The sequence below is a fragment of the Citricoccus zhacaiensis genome (assembly GCF_014645315.1).
Lineage (GTDB): Bacteria > Actinomycetota > Actinomycetes > Actinomycetales > Micrococcaceae > Citricoccus > Citricoccus zhacaiensis.
On sequence record NZ_BMLQ01000001.1, the window covers coordinates 192,294 to 212,603 of the forward strand.

20 protein-coding genes are annotated in these 20,310 nt (G+C 69.0%); 4 read left to right on the forward strand and 16 right to left on the reverse strand.

The window, feature by feature from the left end; translation table 11 throughout:
• Window positions 1–24: 24 nt before the first annotated feature.
• Window positions 25–696 carry an isochorismatase family protein gene (locus IEX49_RS00825; RefSeq protein ID WP_188803278.1) on the forward strand — a complete coding sequence of 224 codons (672 nt, stop codon included), beginning with the start codon at window positions 25–27 and terminating at the stop codon, window positions 694–696.
• Between the two features lie 21 nt (window positions 697–717).
• Here IEX49_RS00825 and IEX49_RS00830 read toward each other — a convergent pair whose 3' ends face one another.
• The 6 genes from IEX49_RS00830 to IEX49_RS00855 all read right to left on the reverse strand — a co-directional run bounded on the left by IEX49_RS00830 (window position 718) and on the right by IEX49_RS00855 (window position 8,681).
• Window positions 718–2,562 carry a DEAD/DEAH box helicase gene (locus IEX49_RS00830; protein ID WP_229672070.1) on the reverse strand — a complete coding sequence of 615 codons (1,845 nt, stop codon included), beginning with the start codon at window positions 2,560–2,562 and terminating at the stop codon, window positions 718–720.
• Window positions 2,563–2,768: 206 nt separating this feature from the next.
• Window positions 2,769–3,143, reverse strand: a complete 375-nt coding sequence (locus tag IEX49_RS00835) for a DUF3039 domain-containing protein (RefSeq protein WP_188803280.1) — start codon at window positions 3,141–3,143, stop codon at window positions 2,769–2,771.
• 70 nt (window positions 3,144–3,213) lie between these two features.
• The gene (locus IEX49_RS00840; protein WP_188803282.1) at window positions 3,214–4,791 is read right to left on the reverse strand and encodes a transporter; all 1,578 of its coding nucleotides are present in this window, start codon (window positions 4,789–4,791) and stop codon (window positions 3,214–3,216) included.
• Window positions 4,776–5,594, reverse strand: a complete 819-nt coding sequence (locus tag IEX49_RS00845; RefSeq protein WP_229672071.1) for an ABC transporter ATP-binding protein — start codon at window positions 5,592–5,594, stop codon at window positions 4,776–4,778. The genes IEX49_RS00840 and IEX49_RS00845 overlap by 16 nt, the downstream gene beginning before the upstream one ends.
• Window positions 5,595–5,678: 84 nt before the next feature.
• Window positions 5,679–6,701: a tetratricopeptide repeat protein gene (locus IEX49_RS00850; protein WP_229672072.1), complete on the reverse strand. Its 1,023-nt coding sequence runs from the start codon at window positions 6,699–6,701 to the stop codon at window positions 5,679–5,681.
• Window positions 6,702–6,770: 69 nt separating this feature from the next.
• Window positions 6,771–8,681, reverse strand: a complete 1,911-nt coding sequence (locus IEX49_RS00855) for a DUF8094 domain-containing protein (protein WP_188803283.1) — start codon at window positions 8,679–8,681, stop codon at window positions 6,771–6,773.
• Window positions 8,682–8,839: 158 nt separating this feature from the next.
• On the opposite strand from IEX49_RS00855, the gene IEX49_RS00860 reads away from it, so the two are divergent.
• Window positions 8,840–10,165: an AI-2E family transporter gene (locus IEX49_RS00860; RefSeq protein ID WP_188803285.1), complete on the forward strand. Its 1,326-nt coding sequence runs from the start codon at window positions 8,840–8,842 to the stop codon at window positions 10,163–10,165.
• Window positions 10,166–10,203: 38 nt separating this feature from the next.
• On the opposite strand, the gene IEX49_RS00865 is transcribed toward IEX49_RS00860, so the two are convergent.
• Window positions 10,204–10,539 carry an Rv1322 family protein gene (locus tag IEX49_RS00865; protein WP_188803287.1) on the reverse strand — a complete coding sequence of 112 codons (336 nt, stop codon included), beginning with the start codon at window positions 10,537–10,539 and terminating at the stop codon, window positions 10,204–10,206.
• Window positions 10,540–10,618: 79 nt separating this feature from the next.
• Here IEX49_RS00865 and nucS point away from each other — a divergent pair, with 79 nt between their 5' ends.
• Window positions 10,619–11,314: an endonuclease NucS gene (nucS, locus tag IEX49_RS00870; RefSeq protein WP_188803289.1), complete on the forward strand. Its 696-nt coding sequence runs from the start codon at window positions 10,619–10,621 to the stop codon at window positions 11,312–11,314.
• Window positions 11,292–12,473 (forward strand): N-acetylglucosamine-6-phosphate deacetylase, encoded by a 1,182-nt coding sequence (locus tag IEX49_RS00875; RefSeq protein ID WP_188803292.1) that lies wholly within the window; start codon window positions 11,292–11,294, stop codon window positions 12,471–12,473. Before nucS ends, IEX49_RS00875 begins: the two co-directional genes overlap by 23 nt.
• A gap of 78 nt (window positions 12,474–12,551) precedes the next feature.
• Here IEX49_RS00875 and IEX49_RS00880 read toward each other — a convergent pair whose 3' ends face one another.
• From IEX49_RS00880 to atpB, 9 genes are all read right to left on the reverse strand, one after another.
• The gene (locus tag IEX49_RS00880; protein WP_188803294.1) at window positions 12,552–13,010 is read right to left on the reverse strand and encodes a DUF2550 family protein; all 459 of its coding nucleotides are present in this window, start codon (window positions 13,008–13,010) and stop codon (window positions 12,552–12,554) included.
• Window position 13,011: 1 nt separating this feature from the next.
• Entirely contained in the window at window positions 13,012–13,305 is a 294-nt protein-coding gene (locus tag IEX49_RS00885) for a F0F1 ATP synthase subunit epsilon (RefSeq protein WP_188803296.1), read from the reverse strand.
• A 5-nt stretch (window positions 13,306–13,310) separates the two neighbouring features.
• Window positions 13,311–14,768, reverse strand: coding sequence for a F0F1 ATP synthase subunit beta (gene atpD / locus IEX49_RS00890; RefSeq protein WP_188803298.1), 1,458 nt, complete (start codon window positions 14,766–14,768; stop codon window positions 13,311–13,313).
• An 82-nt stretch (window positions 14,769–14,850) separates the two neighbouring features.
• Window positions 14,851–15,744 carry a F0F1 ATP synthase subunit gamma gene (locus tag IEX49_RS00895; protein WP_115930932.1) on the reverse strand — a complete coding sequence of 298 codons (894 nt, stop codon included), beginning with the start codon at window positions 15,742–15,744 and terminating at the stop codon, window positions 14,851–14,853.
• A gap of 89 nt (window positions 15,745–15,833) precedes the next feature.
• Window positions 15,834–17,471 (reverse strand): F0F1 ATP synthase subunit alpha, encoded by a 1,638-nt coding sequence (atpA, locus tag IEX49_RS00900; RefSeq protein WP_188803300.1) that lies wholly within the window; start codon window positions 17,469–17,471, stop codon window positions 15,834–15,836.
• 80 nt (window positions 17,472–17,551) lie between these two features.
• On the reverse strand, window positions 17,552–18,361 hold the full coding sequence (locus IEX49_RS00905; RefSeq protein WP_188803302.1) for a F0F1 ATP synthase subunit delta: 810 nt from the start codon (window positions 18,359–18,361) through the stop codon (window positions 17,552–17,554).
• Complete coding sequence (locus tag IEX49_RS00910) at window positions 18,361–18,936, reverse strand: F0F1 ATP synthase subunit B (protein ID WP_188803304.1); 576 nt, start codon at window positions 18,934–18,936, stop codon at window positions 18,361–18,363. Before IEX49_RS00910 ends, IEX49_RS00905 begins: the two co-directional genes overlap by 1 nt.
• 70 nt (window positions 18,937–19,006) lie before the next feature.
• Window positions 19,007–19,216, reverse strand: coding sequence for an ATP synthase F0 subunit C (locus IEX49_RS00915; protein ID WP_188803306.1), 210 nt, complete (start codon window positions 19,214–19,216; stop codon window positions 19,007–19,009).
• A 147-nt stretch (window positions 19,217–19,363) separates the two neighbouring features.
• Window positions 19,364–20,176, reverse strand: coding sequence for a F0F1 ATP synthase subunit A (gene atpB / locus IEX49_RS00920; RefSeq protein WP_188803308.1), 813 nt, complete (start codon window positions 20,174–20,176; stop codon window positions 19,364–19,366).
• Window positions 20,177–20,310 lie beyond the last annotated feature (134 nt).

Below are 20,310 nucleotides of genomic sequence, written 5' to 3' on the forward strand. Positions count from 1 at the left end.
GTCAGAACAGGAAAGAACTTCACCATGCGCGCCTTGGTCATCGTGGATGTGCAAAACGACTTCTGTGAGGGCGGCAGCCTCGGCACCGACGGCGGCGCTCGGCTGGCCGGCCGGATCACGGCCTTCCTGGACGAGCACGCCCAGGACTACGCCGCGGTCGTCGCCACCCGCGACTGGCACGTGGATCCGGGTCCCCACTTCGCCGACGAGGGCACCGAGCCGGACTACACCGAGACCTGGCCCGTGCACTGCGTCGCCGGAACCGGCGGCGCCGAACTGCATCCGGAGCTGGACTCCGAATTCATCGACGCCCAGTTCCTGAAGGGCCGCTTCGACGCCTCGTACTCCGGCTTCGACGGGCAGCTCGGCGTTCCGGACATGGTGCGCTCCGGCGCCCCCGAGGGCACGTCCGGCCCCTTCGGCGCCACTGCTGCTGCCGCCACGGCCGTCGAAGAGGACGCCCCGGGCCTGGACGACTGGCTGCGTGCCGAGGGCATCAACTCCGTCACCGTGGTCGGCATCGCCACCGACCACTGCGTCCGAGCCACCGTGCTGGACGCCATCGACGCCGGCTATGACACCTCCGTGTTCACGGACCTCGTGACGGGCGTGGACCCGGAGCGGTCCGAGGAGGCCCTGGAACTCATGGAGGAGAACGGCGCCGTGCTGCAGGTGTGGGGCGGCACGGCGGACTAGGGCCGCGTCCTCACATCCACGTCACTTCCGGCCGACGAACCAGCCCTGGAGGGTCTTCAGCCGGGTCTCCAGCTGCTCGGCCGTTGCCTGGGGCACGGCCGGCCCGCCGCTGATCTCGCGGAGGCGGTTGTGGATCATCCCGTGCGGGGTCCCGGACCGTGCCGACCAGGCGGAGACGTTCTTGGACAGCTCCGACCTCATCTGCTTGAGGCGGCGGTGGTCCACCACCTGCTCGGCCCCCGGGCCCGCACCGTGGTGTGCCTGGTCCGCCGCTGCGTTCCCGCTGGTCCTGGGCCGGCGCTTGAGTTGATCGGCCTGGCGCTGGCGCAACAGCTCTCCCACCTGCTCGGCGTCCAGGAGACCCGGGATGCCGAGGAAGTCCAGCTCGTCCTCGGAACCGATCGCCCCGCCGGTGCCGAACTCGGAGCCGTCGAACAGGACCTTGTCGAAGGACGCCTGGGATTCCAGGGCCTTGAACTCGGACTTCGTCAGGGAGTCCGAGGCCCGCTCCTGCCGGTTGGCCGCTGCCAGCAGGTCCTCTTCCGGAGACTGGGACAAGTCCTCAAGCCCGTCCACCCCGGCCGCGGATTCGGGCCGGTCCAGGGCGTGGTCCCGTTCGGCCTCCATCTCGTTGGCCAGCAGCATCAGCTGCGGCACTGACGGCAGGAAGACACTGGCGGTCTCCCCGCGCTTGCGGGAACGCACGAAGCGGCCGACGGCCTGGGCGAAGAACAGCGGCGTGGACGTGGACGTGGCGTACACGCCCACGCAGAGCCGCGGCACGTCGACGCCCTCGGACACCATGCGTACGGCGACCATCCACCGTTGGGTCCCGGCCGAGAACTCCTCGATCTTGTCCGAGGCCCCCTTGTCGTCCGAGAGCACCACCGTGACCTCCTCGCCGGTGATCCGCGTCAGCTGCGCGGCGTACGCCCGCGCATCCTCGTGGTCGGTCGCGATGACGAGCGCGCCGGCGTCGGGCACATTGCGCCGCACCTCGGTGAGGCGACGATCCGCGGCCGCCAGGACCGAGGGGATCCACTCCCCCTCCGGGTTGAGCGCCGTCCGCCAGGCCTGGGCCGTGATGTCCTTGGTGGCGGCCTCGCCGAGCTGGGCCTCCATGATGTCGCCCGTGCTGGTCTTCCAGCGCATCTGACCGGAGTACGCCATGAAGATCACGGGACGCACCACGTGGTCGCGCAGGGCCGGGCCATAGCCGTAGGTGTAGTCGGACTTCGAGCGGCGGATGCCGTCGTCGTACTCCACGTACTCGACGAACGGGATGGTCGCCGTGTCGGAGCGGAACGGGGTGCCGGTCAGGGACAGCCGCCGGGTGGCGGGCTCGAACGCCTCGCGGATGCCGTCACCCCAGCTCAGGGCGTCGCCGCCATGGTGGATCTCGTCCAGGATCACCAGGGTCCGTGCGTTCTCGGTGCGGTTGCGGTGCAGGACGGGTTTCGAGGCGACCTGGGCGTACGTCAGCGCGACGCCGATGTACTCGTCCCCGTGCCGTCCGTCCGCGTTCTTGAAGTTGGGATCGATCGCGACGCCGATGCGGGCCGCCGAATCCGCCCACTGGCGTTTGAGGTGCTCCGTCGGCGCAACGACGGCGATGCGGGTGACGGTCCCGGCCTCCAGCAGCATCTTGGCCACGCGCAGGGCGAACGTGGTCTTGCCGGCGCCGGGCGTGGCGACCGCCATGAAGTCCCGCGGCTGCCGGGACAGGTACAGCTCCAGGGCCTCCTGCTGCCATTGGCGCAGTTTCGGGGCGGTACCCCAGGCAGCCCGCTCCGGCAGCGCCGGCGGCAGGTCGTCACCGATGTGGAACAGGGCGCCGGGCACGGCATCAGTCACAGGATCAGACACGGATCTTCGGAGGCCTCCTCGCGGGCGTGGGCATGCACATCGTCATGCGTGGAACGGTCGGGGACCGCGTGATCAGAGAGTCATCGGCACGATGCCGGCCGGCCGGGTGCGGCGCGGTCCGTCACGTGGGCGCGGTCAGGGAAAGACGGGTGTGAAGACGGGTGTTAAGACGGGTGCTGAACGGTGCGGAAAAGCAGCACCGTGGCTCAGCCGCGACCGCCGAACCAGCCGCGCCGTCCCCCGCCGGATCCGCCCTTGCCGGAGTCCCCGCCGGAGTCGCCGTCCTTGGGGGACTTCAGGCCGTCGTAGATCTCCTTGCACTCCGGGCAGACCGGGAACCGCTCCGGGTCCCGGCCCGGGGTCCACACCTTGCCGCAGAGGGCCACCACGGGTTCGCCGGTGACGGCAGACTCCATGATCTTCTCCTTGCGGACATAGTGCGAGAAGCGCTCGTGGTCGCCCGGCTCGGCGTCCTGCAGCTGCTCCTGGCGGTCGAGGACCGCAGCTCCGCCGCTGCTGGGGCCGCCGGGAGCCCCCGGGGCGCCAGGCTGATGGGGGTCAGGATCGGCAGGCAAACTCATGCCCACCAGTCTACCGCCCCCGCACCCGGGTGGAGGCAAGTCTGCGGGCAGGATCAAGGTCAGGGGCCACTCAGCCGGTCGCGGCCAGCACCGACTGGTAGGTCTCTGCCTGGGAGCGGTCGAACCACTTCGCGCCGAGCCGGATGCCCAGCCACAGCAGGAACACGCCCAGTCCCAGGCCCACCACGAGGGTGATCCACATCAGCAGCATGGTGCCGGTGGCCAGGGCCACGACGTAGAGGATCAGGCCGGGCAGGCAGAGCGCACCGACCACGACCATGGCGCCGAGGGAGATGAGCATCATGCGCATGCCACCGCCTTCAGGCGTGGCGAACGGACTGGCGCCGGGTGGCGGCACCGGGTAGATGAACCGGGCCGAGACCAGGGCGGAGACACCCGCCCCGGTCAACAGGGCGCCGATCCCGACGCCGATCAGCCCGGGCAGCAGCCACCATTGGGCGGCCATCCACACGGTGGCGACGGTGAACAGCAGCGTCACCGGGATCCCCCACGCCAGCAGGGAGCCGGTCCGGCCGACGCGGTCGTCCCGGCCGGAGACACCGGCGGTCACGTGCTGGGCGAAGGCCGACCCGTCATAGCTGATGTCCGCGGAGATGGAGTATCCGAGCATGAAGCCGGTGATGGGACCCATCAACAGGATCATGACGTACTCACCGGACTGGTAACCGAGGAACCAGAAGAGCACCAGCAGCAGCGGCAACACCACCAGGGAGGCCGAGTAGCGGGGATCCTTGAGCCAGTAGATCAGCGAGCGGGCGGCGATGGCTCCGGCCGGCGTCCCTGGGAACACCCCCAGCAGGCCCAATCCGGTCTTGGTCTTCGAGCTGGCGGGGCCGGAACCGCGCACCTGCGCATAGCTGCGGTTCACGGCCAGCTGCCAGAGCCACAGGGCCCCGGCCACCCACACCAGGCACAATACGGCCTGGGCCATGGCCTCGAGTGGGCGCCCCTCGGCCAGCGCCCAGGGTGCCCCCGTGAAGGAGCCGAGCGGGGTCCAGGCGATGATGGCCGCCAGGCCGGGCAGCTGTTCCAGGGCCGCCTCCACGGATTCGACGATGCCGGCGAAGATGACACCGGCCAGCATCAGGGGGATGAAGGCGACGATGGACATGATCTCGCGGATCCGCCGTTGTCCGGTGATCCCGGCCAGCAGTCCGGTCACGGCGTAGGAGATGCAGATGCAGAAGACGGCTCCCAGGATGGTGGTCGGCACCGCCAACAGCATCGGGCCGGCCTGATCCCGCCACGCGAGCGTGGACAGCAGGAAGCCGATGAGGGTGGCCGCGCCGGGGATCGTGGCGAGTCCGGCCATGGCCAGGCCGAGGACCAGCTGACGGGACGGGACCCCGAAGGTCGCGAAGTTCGCCGGGTCCAGGGTCAGGTCCACACCGGTGAAGAACACGGGGACGATGATCCAGCCGAGCACGGCGACGGCCCCCACCAGCGTGAGGATGGTGCCCCGGGCGTCCGTCTCGAGTTCGGGCATGAACGAGGCTCCGACGCCCAACATCACGAGGACGAAGGCGAGATACGCCATCAGCAGGATGGCCAGCACCAGCTGGCCGGTGCTCTTCTTCCACCCGTTGACCGTGATGGCCAGCTTCATGCGGATCAGGTGCGCAACCATGACAGTCCTTCTCCGGTCGAACGGCCGCCCACGAGATCCACGAAGCGGTCCTCGAGGCTCTGTCCATCGCGAACTTCGTCCACGGTCCCGGCCGCCAGCAGGTTGCCCTGGGCGATGATGGCCACGTGGTCACACATTCGCTGGACGAGGTCCATGACGTGGCTGGAGACGATCACCGTTCCGCCCGACTCCACGAACTGCGCCAGGATGTCCCGGATGTTGGCGGCGGAGACCGGGTCCACGGCCTCGAAGGGCTCGTCCAGGACGAGGACCTTGGGAGCATGGATCATGGCCGAGGCCAGCGCGACCTTCTTGGTCATGCCGGCCGAGTAGTCCACCACGAGCTTTCCGGCGTCCCCCGTGAGGTCCATGACCCGCAGGAGATCGGCGGTGCGCTCGGCCACCGTGTCCCGGTCCAGCCCGCGCAGGAGCCCTGAGTAGGTGACGAGCTGTTCTCCGGTGAGCCGGTCGAAGAGACGCACGCCGTCAGCGAGCACGCCCATGCGCCGCTTGGCGGTCAGCGGCTCGGACCAGACGTCAGTGCCGTGGATCCAGACCTGTCCGTGGTCCGGGCGCAGCAGTCCCGTGGCCATGGACATGGCAGTGGTCTTGCCGGCACCGTTCGGTCCGACCAGTCCGTAGAACGAACCGGCGGGCACATCGAGGGAGATGCCGTTGACGGCGATCTTCTCCCCGAAGCGCTTGGCCAGGCCACGGATGGCCAGGGCCGTGTCCGGATCCGGCACGGCACCGGACTGCTCTGGCGGGAACGGCGTTGACAGGGAGCTCTCAGGATTGCTCATGCCCCTGACGCTAGCAAGGGCGGGGCCCAGACCACGAGAACGCCATGGCCAGGACGGCCATGACTTAAGTCAGGAGAAGGCTGCTTAGAACAATGCCATGGCCAGCGCCTTGCGGGACGCGGACGTGCGCGGGTCCTGGTCACCCACCACGGTGTAGAGGTCCACGAGGTGCTCGCGGGCGGTGTTCCGCTCCTGCCCCGGGTGGCCGGCGATGAAACGGACCAATCGGTTGAAGGCGTCTTCCACGTGGCCGCCGAGCACATCGAGATCGGCCACGTCGATCTGGGCCTGGACCTCGTCCGGCTCGGTGGCACCGCGTTCACGCACGGCATTCGAGTCCATGTCCGCGGTCCGGGCGAACAGCCCGGCGCGGGAGAGTCCCACCTTGGCCTCGGCATCGGCGGGATTCTCGGCCAAGGCCCTGCGGTAGGCGTCCTTAGCCGCCTCGTACTGGCCGGCCTCGAGCGCGTCCTGGGCCTCCTGGTGCAGCGGTGGCAGCGCCGGAGCGGCCGGAGCGTCGTTGCCCACGGACCCGCCGGCGCCCTGGCCGTAGTCGCGCGCCGGGGCCAGCGGAGGCACCGTGCCGGAGACGCCGTTCTGGGCGGCGGCGGCGAGCAGCTCGTCCAGGAGCTGCTCGAGCTGATCGGCGGGAACCGCCTGGTTGAGGACCGGGATCGGCTGACCGGCCAGGACCGCGACGACGGCCGGCCCGGCGGCCAACCCGAAGACCTGGAGGACCTGCGGATCGGCCTCGGCATCCACTCTGGCCAGGATCAGCTGACCGCCCCGAGCGTCCACGGCGGGGGCCACGAGATCATCGATCTGCTGGCTCGCGGGATTCGAGGGTGCTGCCAGGTGGACGAGGACCGGCACCCGGGAGGAGAGCTGGACCAGCTGCTGCAGGTCACCCTGGCTGGCGTTGTCCAGGACCCAGCTCCCCGCCGGCGCGCCCTGGGCCGACGGCTGGCCGGCTGGTCCGGGTTGCCCCGGCTGGCCCGCTTGTCCGGTCTGGCCTTGCGGTCCGGGCTGGCCCGCCGGCCGCTTGAGAGCGGACAGGTCGAGGGCCCCGCGCAGGTGGGTCGGCATGGCTGGGGGCTGCTGGGACATTCCGGGCACTCCTTGAAGGGATCGAGGCTGGATCGAGAGCTGAATCGAGAGTTGAGTCGGGGCCCTCCGTCACTCGTAGGTGACGGACTGCAACTCGTCCGTCAGGGCCACCATGGAGACCTTGGCCTCGTCTCCGGTGGCTCCCTCGGCCGGGATGCGCAGGGCCACCACCTCACGGTACGTCATCTCCACCGGCGAGTCGCTTTCAGTGCTGTCCTCGCCGGCCAGGGCGGCTGCCACCTCGTCCACCATCACCGTGGCACCCTCCTCGCGCGGGGCAATGGTCATCCTGGCGTCCAGGAGTCCGAGCACCAGGGCGGAGCCGTCGGCCAGGCGCATCGTGGTCGTCGTCCCCGGAATGGACTCACGGAGGAGGGACAGGCGTGCATCCGGCGCCTCCTCCTCAATGCTGGCCTGGTAGTCGTGGATGCCGTCCACCATGCTGTTGTGCGCGAACTGCTCACCGAAGGAATGGTCCGGCACATTCAGGTACCGAGCCAGCCCGTCCACGGCGGTGGCGGGCGACATGACCAGACCACTGCCGTCATCCTCCGCCACCATCTCGACCTCGGTGTTGGACAGGTCGCTGGCCGGCAGCCTGGCCCCCGGGATCATGGAGGCGGCGGTCACCAACCGGTACTGCGCCCGCGCGGAATCCTGCCGCAGCATCAGCAGTTGCGGGGTGGCGTTGGCCTCACCCTGGGTCACCACGGTGACCGTGCGGGGGAACGCAGGATCGGCGGGAGCCAGCACGGACCGGATGGGAGCGGCCGCCACCGGCTCTGCCGCCCGCACGTCGTCCGAGACCTGGACGTTGGCGTAGTTGGCGCCCCGCATGGACAGTTGGGGGTCGGCCACGCGGGGCTTGAGGACCTCGGGATCCTGCTCCGCATCACCTTCGGCCACGACCGACTCGATCTGGCCGAGGATGCGCTCCAACTGGCTGTCGGTCAGGATCGGGTACTGGTCGCTCTCGTCGGCCGACGCCTGGTCTGAGGCCTGGGGCGCGTCGCTGGCCGGAGCACCCTGGGTGCCCTGTGCTGTCGCCGGGCCCACGCCGAGGACACCCGCCAGAGCCAGACTTCCGGCCAGGAGGCCGGCGAGCCGGGCACGGGACGCATGAGGGCGGCCAACCTGCATGCGGGGAGCCTGCGTGCGGGAGACCTGACCGGTGCCGTCGGAGGGCGGCGTGGTCGAGGTGTTCGGAGTGGTCGAGGTGTTCGGAGTGCTCGAGGCCGAGCTGCCTCGCACGTCCGGGGAGCCGGCGCTGGTGCCGCCGGCGCCGCCGTCGTTGTTGTCGTTGTTGTTGTGGTGGTGGCGGCGGTTTCCCGTGTTGCCCGGAGCCGTACGGCGACGGATCAGGAGCGCCCACACCAGCAGGCCGAGTCCGGCGAGGACCAGCAGGCCGCCGATGATGGCCAGCGGGACGATCCACGGGCTGTCGCCGAGGGTGTTGGTCCAGCTCACCGTCATCTCGGCCGGTGCGGGCTCGGTGCCGTCGGCGGCGACCAAGAGGGACCAATCCCCCTCGGACGGCACGGACCACCGCTGCTCGATCGTGCCGCTGGCCTCCTGGGTGTCCACCCACAGATCGGAACCTGCGGGGTCGGGAACCGTGGCCTCACCCTCGGTGTGCTCGACCACGACCCGCGGATCCTGGCCGTTCGGCACCTCGGTCTCGACGCCGGTGACGGTATTGTGGGCGGCGTCCCCGATCCACGCCTCGATGTCCCGGGTCTGGCCGAGCATGACCGTGTAGTCACCGTCACCGGTGAGCGTGTAGTCCACCGGGTCCTCCGCGACCTCGTTGATGCCACCGGTGATGACGGTCAGGGGAGCCTCCGGCGCGGCATCGACGGAGGACTGGTCCGTCGTGGCCGTCAGCGTCGCCGGAGGGGCCCAGATCGTCTGCAGGCCGACGGCGCCGACAAGGGCGGCAAGGCCCAGCATCAGGGCTACTACTCCGGAAACAACTCGCACGCGGTCTACCTGTCTGTGGTTTGGGGGGGTGGTGATGATGAGAGCGGTCCGAGGGAGGACCCGGCCGCACCTCAACACCCCAGTATACCGAGAAGGTCACCAAATGATAACGACGCAGGTCGTCACGGGACTCAGGCCGGTGACGTAATCTGTGGCTTGTGCAGGACCACGACTCCCCCCACGCGGCTTCCGATGCCGTCCCCGAGGCCCCTTCCGGCAGCCCTTCCGGGGCTGACTCCGGTACGCCGGCAGCCGCTGCCGCCGCGCCGCGCTCCGGCCTCCTCCGGCGGTGGTGGGCCGCGCGCCGGCTGCCCGGCGCACGGCCCCGTCCCCGATTCGAACTGCGGCCGGCGGCCACGTCAGTGTCCGCTGCAGAGGCCGAGGCGAACAAGGGACCCGCAGTCCGTGCCGCCGACGCCGCCGACCCGTCCCACCGCGTCCGGCTGGTCCAGTGGGCCCATCCCGTCCAGACCGGCTTCCTGTTCACGTTCGGCGTGGGCCTGGCCTTCCTGCTGTACGGGATCATCTCCGCCAACACGCAACTGCTCGTGTGGATCGGCGCGGCCCTGTTCATCTCCCTCGGGCTGGACCCGGTGGTCCGGCGCATCGAGTCGTGGGGTGCCCCCCGAGGGGTGGGCGTGGCTGCAGCCGTACTGCTGCTGGCGGCGATCCTGACGCTGTTCTTCTCCCTGCTCATCCCCACCGTGGTCGAGCAGACCACGGCCTTCGTCAACGACCTGCCGGCCATGGTCTCCGACTTCCTCGAGTCACAGTTCTTCCACGACCTGGACAGCCAGTTCGGCATCCGGGACATCGCGGTGACGGAGCTGGAGAAGTTCATCGGCGACTCGTCCAACGTCACGGCCGTCTTCGGCGGACTCTTCGGGGTGGGCACCGCCATCGTCAACACCGGGTTCGCCGTGCTGATCGTGCTGGTGCTGACCCTGTACTTCCTCGCCACCCTGCCGGCCATGAAGTTCTGGGCCTACCGGCTGGCCCCCAGCAGCCGGCGTCCCCGGGTGGAGTACCTCGGCGAGGAGATCACCTCCTCCGTGGGCCACTACGTCATCGGACAGTCGGTCGTGGCGGGCCTCAACGGACTGGTCGCCTTCATCGCCATCTCCATCGCCGGGATCCCCTTCGGGGCGCTCCTAGCCTTCTTCGCCGGCCTGATGGCCTTCATCCCCCTCGTGGGCGCGATGACCGGCGGCATCATCCTGACGCTCGTGGCCCTGACCGGCGGATGGCAACCGGCCCTGATCTTCGCCGCGATCTACTTCATCTACCTCCAGGTCGAGGCCTACTTCGTCTCACCGCGGGTGATGAGCAAGGCCGTGGCCGTGCCGGGTTCCGTCGCCGTGATCGCCGTGATCGCCGGGGCTGCCCTCCTCGGGGTGCTGGGCGCCCTGATGGCCATCCCGCTCGCGGCGGCGGTCATGCTGGTGGTCAAGGAAGTGCTGATCCCCCGGCAGGACCGGATCTAGGCGCCCCGGCGACACCGGCAACCCGTCAGTAGAGCCCGTCAGTAGAGCCCGTCCTGCCGGCGATTGGACCAGCAGGGCTGGTGCCAATGCCGCCGGTCTGCGCCGGCCGCCTCGTCACCGAAGATGGAATCGCTGCGCCAGGTCACCAGGTGCGCCATCCCCGGCGGAATCGTCCGGCCGCAACCGGGGCAGGTGTAGTCCTTCACCGCGCGCCAGGCGGCGATCTGGCGGACATGCCAGCCGCCGTCGTGCCCCTGCTCCTGCCGGTACCCGGGATCCAGGCCCAGGAGGGCATCCAACCGGTCCTGCCGACCGGGGGCCGGTGCCGGGCGCCGGGATGGCCCGGAGCGGCGAGGGCGGTTCGAGCGTGGCACGCCACCATCCTTCCACAGCCAGCCCAGGCACGGACGGACCTTTCACGGCCCCCTCCCCCGGACCGCTAGACTCCCCTGTGTGCGTTTGGTAATAGCCCGGTGTTCCGTCAACTACGAGGGGCGTCTGCGCGCCCACCTGCCCCAGGCGACCCGCCTGCTGCTGGTCAAGGCCGACGGCTCCGTGCTGGTGCATTCGGACGGCGGCTCCTACAAGCCGCTGAACTGGATGAGCCCGCCGGCGACCCTGCGCACGGCCGAACCCAGCGAGGAGCTGGCCGCCGAGGGTGTGGTCCAAGTCTGGACGGTGCAGGCCGCGAAGTCGGACGACCGGCTGATCGTGCACCTCTTCGAGATCCTGCACGATTCCTCGCATGAGCTCGGGGTGGATCCAGGACTGGTCAAGGACGGCGTCGAGTCCGACCTGCAACGGCTGTTGGCCGAGCAGATCGAGCTGCTCGGCGACGGTCACACGCTGGTGCGCCGCGAGTACATGACCGCCATCGGGCCCGTGGACATCCTCGCCCGGGACGCCACCGGCGGCTCGGTGGCCGTGGAGCTCAAGCGCCGCGGGGACATCGACGGCGTGGAGCAGCTCACCCGCTACCTGGAACTGATGAACCGCGATCCGTTGCTGGCCCCGGTCCGGGGCGTCTACGCCGCACAACAGATCAAGCCCCAGGCCCGCACCCTGGCCGAGGACCGGGGCATCCGCTGCCTCACCCTCGACTACGACGCCATGCGCGGCGTGGACGATGCCGAGTCCCGGCTCTTCTGAGCCGTCTCGTGACCCTGCGGCCCACCTCGGATCCGGCTCCGGACCGCGGACGGACCGGCTCACCACGCCCGGACTCGTCGACCAGCACTGCCATGGACTGGCCGGCGTGGACTTCGCCACGGCGCCCGTGCACCACGTCCGTGACGCACTCCGGGAGCTGTTCCGGCGGGGCGTGACCCGCGTGGTGGCCTCCCTCCCCACCCTCCCCGCCCCGGACCTGCTGGCCGCCGTCCGGCGACTCGCCCCGCTGGTCTGGGAGGGCAGCCTGGCCGGCCTCCACCTGGAGGGGCCGTTCCTGTCCCGCCACCGCTGCGGGGCCCAATCCGCCGAAGATGTCCTGGAGCCAGGATCGGACCGGTCACGCCGGCTGCTGGAGTCTCTGGTGCAGGCCGGACGCCCCGACCACGGCGGCCCGGACGCCCAGGCGATCGTCGCCATGACCTATGCCCCCGAGCTCGAGGGCGCCGAGTGGGTGGAGCGCGCCCTGTTCGCCGCGGGCATCCTGCCCTCCCCCGGCCACACCGACGCCACGGAAGCCGAGTTCAGCACGGCCTTGCAGCGGTGGACCGGGATGCAGACGCCGGGCCTGGGCCTCGGCGGCACGGGCCGGCACCGGCTCCCCGCCGTGACCCACCTGTTCAACGCCATGCCCGGATTCCACCACCGCGCCCCGGGACCGGTTCCGGCCGCCCTGCGCGCTGCGGCCCGCGGAGACCTCCGCGTCGAGCTGGTGGCTGACGGCCTCCATGTGGACCCCGACGTCATCCAGGACGTCCTGCGCCTCGTCCCGGGGGCCGTCTGCGTGGTCTCGGACGCCTCCGCGGCCACCGACGCGCCCGCGGGCACCTACACGCTGGGCGCGGTCGCCATCGAGACCACCGGGAACACCGGGAACCAGAACAGCAGAGCACCCCGATTGGCGGGTCAGCCGACCCTGGCCTCCGGAGCCGTGTCCCTGGACGGTGCGCTGCGGCACCTGCTCGCGTGGGGTGTTCCACTGGAACTCGCGGTCCCCGCTGTGAGCACGACGCCGGCCCTCACCCTGCCGTCCACACGCCGCGCCTCCGGGTGGGTCGAGTGGGACTGGGACGCCGAGAACGGGACGATCGCGCCCGGCCCGCCGGCCGTCGTCGTCCCTCCGGGTGCTCCGGGCACATAAGCTGCCCCTTAAAGCAACAGGCACCCCGGCGATGCCGGCATGCCTGTTGACGTACAGATCATGAGGTGTCGAGGTGTCCTAATGGGCCCTGCGCCGGTAGCCCCGCGGCGGGAGCTCCCGCCAGGTGCCGAAACCCACGGCCGGACCGGATTCGATCCAGGCCGAGAGTCCGGCGCAGGCGTCCGCCTGGATGACCAGGTCGACCGGGGCCGGCCCGCCGTCCACACGCACCACCACCGAGCCGTCCTGGCGGACCGCCCCCTCGCGATGCAGCCGCAGCATGTGCCGCGCCGCCGACCAGCGGGGCCGCGGATCCACCGACGCCACCGTCATGAGGTCAAGACCGGATTCGTCGTACCGCCCGATGACGCGAACACCCCCGGTGCCCTCACCTGCCCCGCGGATGCGGGCGGTGAAGGTCCCGGGGGTACGCACCAAGGTGCGCCAGCGCCAGTAGACCATGAAGGCGACGACCAGGACGGCCGCCACCAGGGCAGCCAGCACCGCTGCGATCAGCGCGGACCACCCGGGTGTCACCTCAGGCTGCGCCCTGGCCGGCGGATTCACCCTCGAGGCTCGCTGCCCCGGCCACGATCACGACGCGATCATTGTCCACGGAGAAGAACCCGCCCTCGGCATGTGCCGTGAGGGTCTGCCCGTTGGTCTGCTGGACCACCACGTCGCCGTCGCCCAGCACGGCCAGCATCGGGGTGTGACCCGGCAGGATGCCGATCTCGCCCTCTGCGGTCCGGGCGCTGACCGACTGCGCCGGCCCGGACCACACGAAGCGGTCCTCGGCGACGATCTCGACTTCGAGTTCGTGCTCAGCCATGCGGATCAGTTCTCCGACTGGATCTTGGCCCAGTTGCGCTCGACGTCATCCAGCCCGCCGACGTTGTAGAACGCCTGCTCGGAGATGTGGTCAAGGTCGCCGTTGGCGATGGCGGTGAAGCCCTCGACGGTGTCCTTGATCGGCACGGTCGAACCCTCCACGCCGGTGAACTGCTTGGCGGTGTAGGTGTTCTGGGACAGGAACTGCTCGATGCGGCGGGCACGCGAGACGACGATCTTGTCCTCTTCGGAGAGCTCGTCCACACCGAGGATCGCGATGATGTCCTGCAGTTCCTTGTTCTTCTGCAGGATCTGCTTGACGCGGGTGGCGGCATCGTAGTGATCCTGGCCCACGTACTGCGGGTCGAGGATGCGGGAGGTCGATGCCAGCGGGTCCACGGCCGGGTACAGGCCACGGGAGGCCAGGGTACGGGTCAGGTTCGTGGTGGCGTCCAGGTGCGCGAACACGTTGGCCGGAGCCGGGTCGGTGTAGTCGTCCGCGGGCACGTAGACGGCCTGCATCGAGGTGATGGAGTGACCGCGGGTGGAGGTGATCCGCTCCTGCAGCACGCCCATCTCATCGGCGAGGTTCGGCTGGTAGCCCACGGCCGAGGGCATGCGGCCCAGCAGCGTGGAGACCTCGGAGCCGGCCTGGGAGAACCGGAAGATGTTGTCGATGAACAACAGCACGTCCTGGTTCATCTCATCACGGAAGTACTCCGCCATCGTCAGGGCCGACAGGGCGACGCGCAGACGCGTTCCCGGCGGCTCATCCATCTGGCCGAACACGAGGGCGGTGTCCTTGAGGACGTTGGCCTCTTCCATCTCGACCCAGAGGTCGTTGCCCTCACGGGTACGCTCACCGACGCCGGCGAACACCGAGGTACCGCCGAAGTTGCGGGCCACACGCGTGATCATCTCCTGGATGAGCACGGTCTTGCCCACGCCGGCGCCGCCGAACAGGCCGATCTTGCCGCCCTTGATGTACGGGGTCAGCAGGTCGATCACCTTGATGCCGGTCTCGAGCATCTCCGTGGAGCCCTCGAGGGAGGCGAAGTTCGGCGCCGGGCGGTGGATGGGCCAGCGCTCGGTGACCTCGAGCTGCGAGGTCGGCACGTCGAGGGACTCGCCGAGGACGTTGAAGATGTGTCCCTTCACGACCTCACCGACGGGAACGGAGATCGGGGCGCCCGAGTCGACCACGGCCGAGCCGCGGACCAGGCCGTCGGTGGCCTGCAGGGAGATGGCGCGGACCAGGTTGTCGCCCAGGTGCTGCGCGGTCTCGAAGGTGATGGTGTGGGTCTCGCCGTTGACGGTGAGCTCGGCGGTCAGTGCGTTGTACAGGGCCGGCATGGCATCGGCGGGGAACTCAGCGTCGATCACCGGCCCGATCACACGGGCGATGCGGCCAGTGGCGCCACCGGTGGCGGTACCGGTGCCCTGTTCGTTCGTGGTGGCAGTCATCTCTCTCACTTCTTTGGTGTGGCTGGACGTTGACAGTCAGTTGGCAGTCAGATGGCTCGTCGGGTGAAGAGCCGGTGCCCGGTCAGGATGCGCTGAGCGCGTCCGCACCGGCGATCAGCTCGGTCAGTTCCTGGGTGATCTCGGCCTGGCGGGCGTTGTTCATCTTCAGGGTGTACTCCGTGACCAGATCCTTGGCGTTGTCCCCGGCCGACTTCATCGCGCGCTGGCGGTTGGCCAGTTCGGATGCGGAGGCCTGGAGCATGGCAGAGAAGATCCGGGACTCGATGTACTTCGGCAGCAGGGCGTCCAGGACGTCCTCCGGGGCCGGCTCGTACTCGTAGAGCGGGTACAGCTCCGTGGAGTCGCTGACCTCTTCCTCCACCACCTCGAGGGGCAGCAGGCGGACCACGGTCGGGACCTGGGTGACCAGCGAGTGGAAGGCGGTGTAGACGACGTGGATCTCGTCCACGCCACCGGCCTCCGTGTCCTCCAGGAACGAGTCGACGAGACGCTCTCCGATCTCACGGGCCCGCAGGAACTCCGGAGCATCGGTGTTGCCGGTCCAGACCTCCTGGTACTCGCGGTTGCGGAAGTCGAAGTACCCCTGCGCCTTGCGGCCCACGAGGTAGATGTCCGTCTCCTTGCCCTCGGCGTGCAGCGACTCGAGCAGCTCCTCCGCATGGCGCAGGATGTTCGCCGAGTAGGCGCCGGCCATGCCACGGTCCGAGGAGAGGACCAGCACGGCAGCGCGCTTCGGGTTCTCGACCTCGGACGTCAGCACGTGTTCGATGTCCTGCTGCGATGACACGGCGGACACGGCGCGGGTGATCGCGTTGGCGTACGGCAGCGACGCGGACACGCGCTCACGTGCCTTGCCGATGCGGGACGTGGCGATCAGCTCCATCGCCTTGAAGATCTTCTGCATCGACTGGGTCGAGGCGATCTTCTGGCGGTAGACCCGGATCTGGGCTCCCATGGTGGTCCTTTCCTTACGCGTCCGCCTCCGGCGCCCGTCCGGTCATTCCTGGTGGAAGGACCGGACGGGACTGCCCTCGGCACAACGGGTCAGCGCTTCTGCTTGACGATCTTTTCCTGGGTGACCTGATCGGCCGCCAGCGGCTCGTGCTCCTCGTGGCCGGCGGCGACGAGCTTGTTGTCGCCCTCCCCGAAGAAGCCCTTCTTGAACGCCTCGACCTCGGTCTTGAGCGCCTCGAGGGTGGAGTCCTCCAGCTTGCCGGTCTCGCGGATCGGGCCGAGCACGACCTCCTTGCGACGCAGGTGGTCCAGGAAGTCACGCTCGAAGCGCAGCACGTCCTCCACCGGGACCTCGTCCAGGTGGCCGTTGGAGCCGGTCCAGATGGAGACGACCTGCTCCTCGACCGGGTACGGGGAGTACTGCGGCTGCTTCAGCAGCTCGGTCAGGCGCTCACCACGGGCCAGCTGACGGCGGGTCGCCGGATCCAGGTCCGAGGCGAACATGGCGAAGGCCTGCTGGTCGCGGTACTGGGCCAGGTCCAGCTTCAACGTGCCCGAGACCTTCTTCATGGCCTTGACCTGGGCCGCACCACCCACGCGGGACACCGAGATGCCCACGTCGACGGCGGGACGCTGGTTGGCGTTGAAGAGATCCGACTGCAGGAAGATCTGCCCGTCGGTGATGGAGATGACGTTGGTCGGGATGTAGGCCGAGACGTCGTTGGCCTTGGTCTCGACGATCGGCAGGCCGGTCATGGAACCGCCGCCCAGGTCGTCGGACAGCTTGGCACACCGCTCCAGCAGGCGGGAGTGCAGGTAGAACACGTCGCCGGGGTAGGCCTCGCGGCCCGGCGGGCGGCGCAGCAGTAGCGAGACCGCACGGTAGGCCTCGGCCTGCTTGGAGAGGTCATCGAAGATGATGAGGACGTGCTTGCCGCCGTACATCCAGTGCTGGCCGATGGCCGAACCGGCGTAGGGCGCCAGGTACTTGAAGCCGGCCGGGTCGGAGGCCGGGGACGCCACGATGGTGGTGTACTCCAGGGCGCCGTGTTCCTCGAGCGTCTGGCGCACGGAGGCGATGGTCGAGGCCTTCTGGCCGACGGCGACGTAGATGCAACGCACCTGCTTCGACGGATCGCCGGACTCCCAGTTGTCCTTCTGGTTCAGGATGGTGTCGATGCCGATGGCGGTCTTGCCGGTCTGGCGGTCACCGATGATCAGCTGACGCTGGCCGCGGCCGATCGGGATCATGGCGTCGATGGACTTCATGCCGGTCTGCAGCGGCTCGTCCACGGACTTGCGCTGGGTGACGCCCGGCGCCTGGAGCTCCAAGGCGCGGCGGGCCTCGGCCTCGATCGGACCCATGTCGTCCAGGGGTGCACCCAGGGGGTCCACCACGCGGCCGAGGAAGGCGTCGCCCACCGGCACGGAGAGGACCTCGCCGGTGCGCTGGACTTCCTGGCCCTCTTCGACGCCCTGGAAGTCGCCGAGCACGACGACGCCGATCTCACGGGTGTCGAGGTTCTGGGCCAGGCCCAGGGTTCCGTCCTCAAAGCGCAGCAGCTCGTTGGCCATGACGGAGGGCAGACCCTCCACACGGGCAATGCCGTCTGCTGCGGAGACGACGTGGCCGACCTCCACACGTTCGGTGCCGGCCGGTTCGTAGGATGCCGCGAACTCATTCAGGGCATTGCGAACATCGTCAGCGTTGATGGTCAAGTCGGCCATCTGCGTTCCCTGCTCTCTGGGGTTGGTGATCATCGACATGCCGATGACCGAAGGTGTCTTGTGGGTTCGTCAGGCCGGCCTCAGCCGGCCATCTTCCGCTGGAGGTCGTGCAGACGGGACTGCAGGGAGGAGTCGACGACGTCGTCTCCCACCTGGACCCGGATGCCACCCACCAGCTCGGGGTCGACGGCCACGTCCAACTTCAGGTCGCGGCCAAAAAGGCGCTTCAATGCAGCGGCAAGCCGCTCCTGCTGAGCCGGGGCCAGGGGGCGGGCCACGGTGACTTCGGCGATCCACAGCCGCTGACGCTCCGCCACGGTGTCCACGAAGCCGCGGATGAGGTCCACGGGCTTGTGGCCCCTCGGTGCTTCCACGGCCTGGCGGACCAGGAGCTTGGCCTCGGCGGAACCGCTGCCCAGGAGCCGCTCGGCCAGGTTGCCCTTGGCCGAGGCGGGAGCCTGCGGATCCGTCAGTGCACGCTGGAGATCATGGGACTCCTGAACCGCACGGTTGAAGGACAACAGCTCGTCGGACAGCCGTCCGAGTCCATCCAGCCCGTCCCGTTCGGCCGAGGCCGCCACGGACGTGGTGGCCAGCTGCTCGAGTGAGTCCCCGAAGTCCCGGGTGCGGGACCACTTGAGCCCGGCCAGGGTGTTGAGGACCCGCAGGGCGTCCTCGGACACCTTGGACCCGAACAGTGAGCCGACGACTCCGGTGCGACGCTCCACCGACCACGAGGGGTCGGTCAGGGCGCGGCGCAACGGGGCGCTGGAGTCCACCGCCGCCAGAGCGGTGAACAGCTCGGAAGCCAGCTGGGTGCCGCCGGAGACCAGGACACTGTCCAGTTCCTGCCGGGCGGTGGCCAGGGAATCGCTCGATGCACCTGCCATTACTCAGCCACACCTGCCGTGCCGGACGCGGTGCCGGCGGTCGAGTTGCGCTCGAGGTCCTCGAGGAACCGGTCCACCACGCGCTGCGAGCGGGCGTCGTCCTCCAGGGATTCGCCGACGATGCGGCTGGCCAGGGTGGTGGCCAGGGCACCGACGTCGGTGCGGAGCGAGGACTCGGCCTGCAGGCGCTCAGCGGCGATCTGGACCTGGGCCTGCTCGACCAGTCGGGCAGCCTCGGCGGCTGCCTTCTCCCTGGCCTCGGCCAGGATCTGGGCGCCTTCGGTACGGGCCTCTTCGCGGACGCGGTTGGCCTCGGCGTAGCCCTCCTGCTGCTGCTGCTCGTAGTCGGCCTTGAGGGCGTTGGCCTCGGCCTGGGCCTTCTCGGCCTTCTCGAGTCCGCCCTCGATGGCGTCCACGCGGTTCTGGTAGGAGTTCTCCAGAGCCGGGGCGATGTACTTCACCACGAGGAACATCAACACGGCAAAGCCAACGGCGGTAACGAGCACCTCCCACCAGTTGGGAACGAGGGGGTTGGCGCCCTCGGCTGCAGCGAGAATCGCTTCAGACCTGATCATGTTTCAACCATCCTTTGGTGAAGTTTCCTGCTCTGTGGATGGCCGGCGAGCCGGCCGGGAAGGGCAGGAATCAGAGGACGAAAGCGAAGACCAGGCCCAGGATGGCCAGGGCCTCGGCGAGGGCGAAGCCCAGCAGGGCGATGGGCTGCAGGATGCGCTGGGCTTCCGGCTGACGGGCGACGCCGTTGATGTAGGCGGCGAAGATCAGGCCCACGCCGATGGCGGAGCCGATGGAGGCCAGGCCGTAGCCGATCAAGTTGAGGTTGCCGGAGATTTCCATGGTGTTCCTTTCAAGATGCCTGACGGCAGGTTGTGCGGAGGGTTCCCGGTGAGGATCCGGCGGTTGCCGGTACCGGGACGTGCTGCGGTGGCGGATCACTCCGCCGAACCGTGCCCACCTTCACCCAAGGATGGCGGGCCCGGAAGGTCAGTGGTCGTTGGCGGCCAGCGCCCCTTGGATGTAGATCGCGGTGAGCAGGGTGAAGACGAACGCCTGCAGGTACATGATCAGCAGTTCCAGGAAGTACATGGCCACGGAGCCGAGGACCACGAGGACACCGGTGGCCTGAAGGGCGACGTTGCCCGTCTCCATGATCAGGAACTGGGCACCCGCACCGGCCAGCATGATGATCATGTGGCCGGAGAGCATGGTGGCCATCAGACGCAGCGAGTGGGTCAGCGGGCGGACAAGGAAGGTGGAGATGACTTCCAGCGGCACCAGCAGCGGCAGGATCCAGCCGGGGACACCGCTGGGGACCACGGCCAGCTTGAAGTACTTGAGGCCGTTGCGCTTGATGCCCAGGCCGATCCAGATGATGTAGACGATCAGCGCCAGGGCATAGGCCGACCCGGCGTGCGAGAAGCTCGGCAGCTGCAGGAACGGCACGGCGCCGAACAGGTTGTTCACGATCACGAAGAAGAACAGACTGAACAGCAACGGGACGAAGGGCTTGAACTCCTTCTCGCCGATGATGTCCCGGCCCATGCCGTTGCGCACGAAGGCGTAGCCTGACTCCGCGAGCCACTGCACCTTGCCCGGAACGAGCCCCGGCTTGCGCATGGCGAGCATGAAGAAGGCGGAGATGAGGATCACCGAGAGGATGATCATCAGCATCTGCTTGCCGAAACCCGTGCCATACTCGGCCATCCAGGGCAGGATGTCCGGCAGGTGGGTCTGGTCGATCGTGGGAGGAGCGAATCCACCCTCATCGGTGGAGCTGGCGAGCACGATCGGTAGCACGCTGATCCTCTCTGCAGTGTCGGTCAACAGGACGCGTACGGCGCGTTCCCACCGGTGCGGTCAGGCGGGCGGCACAGCGCAGCCCCGACCGTCGTTATTGATCGTTGATGAGCCTATCAAACCGGGCGTGGTGC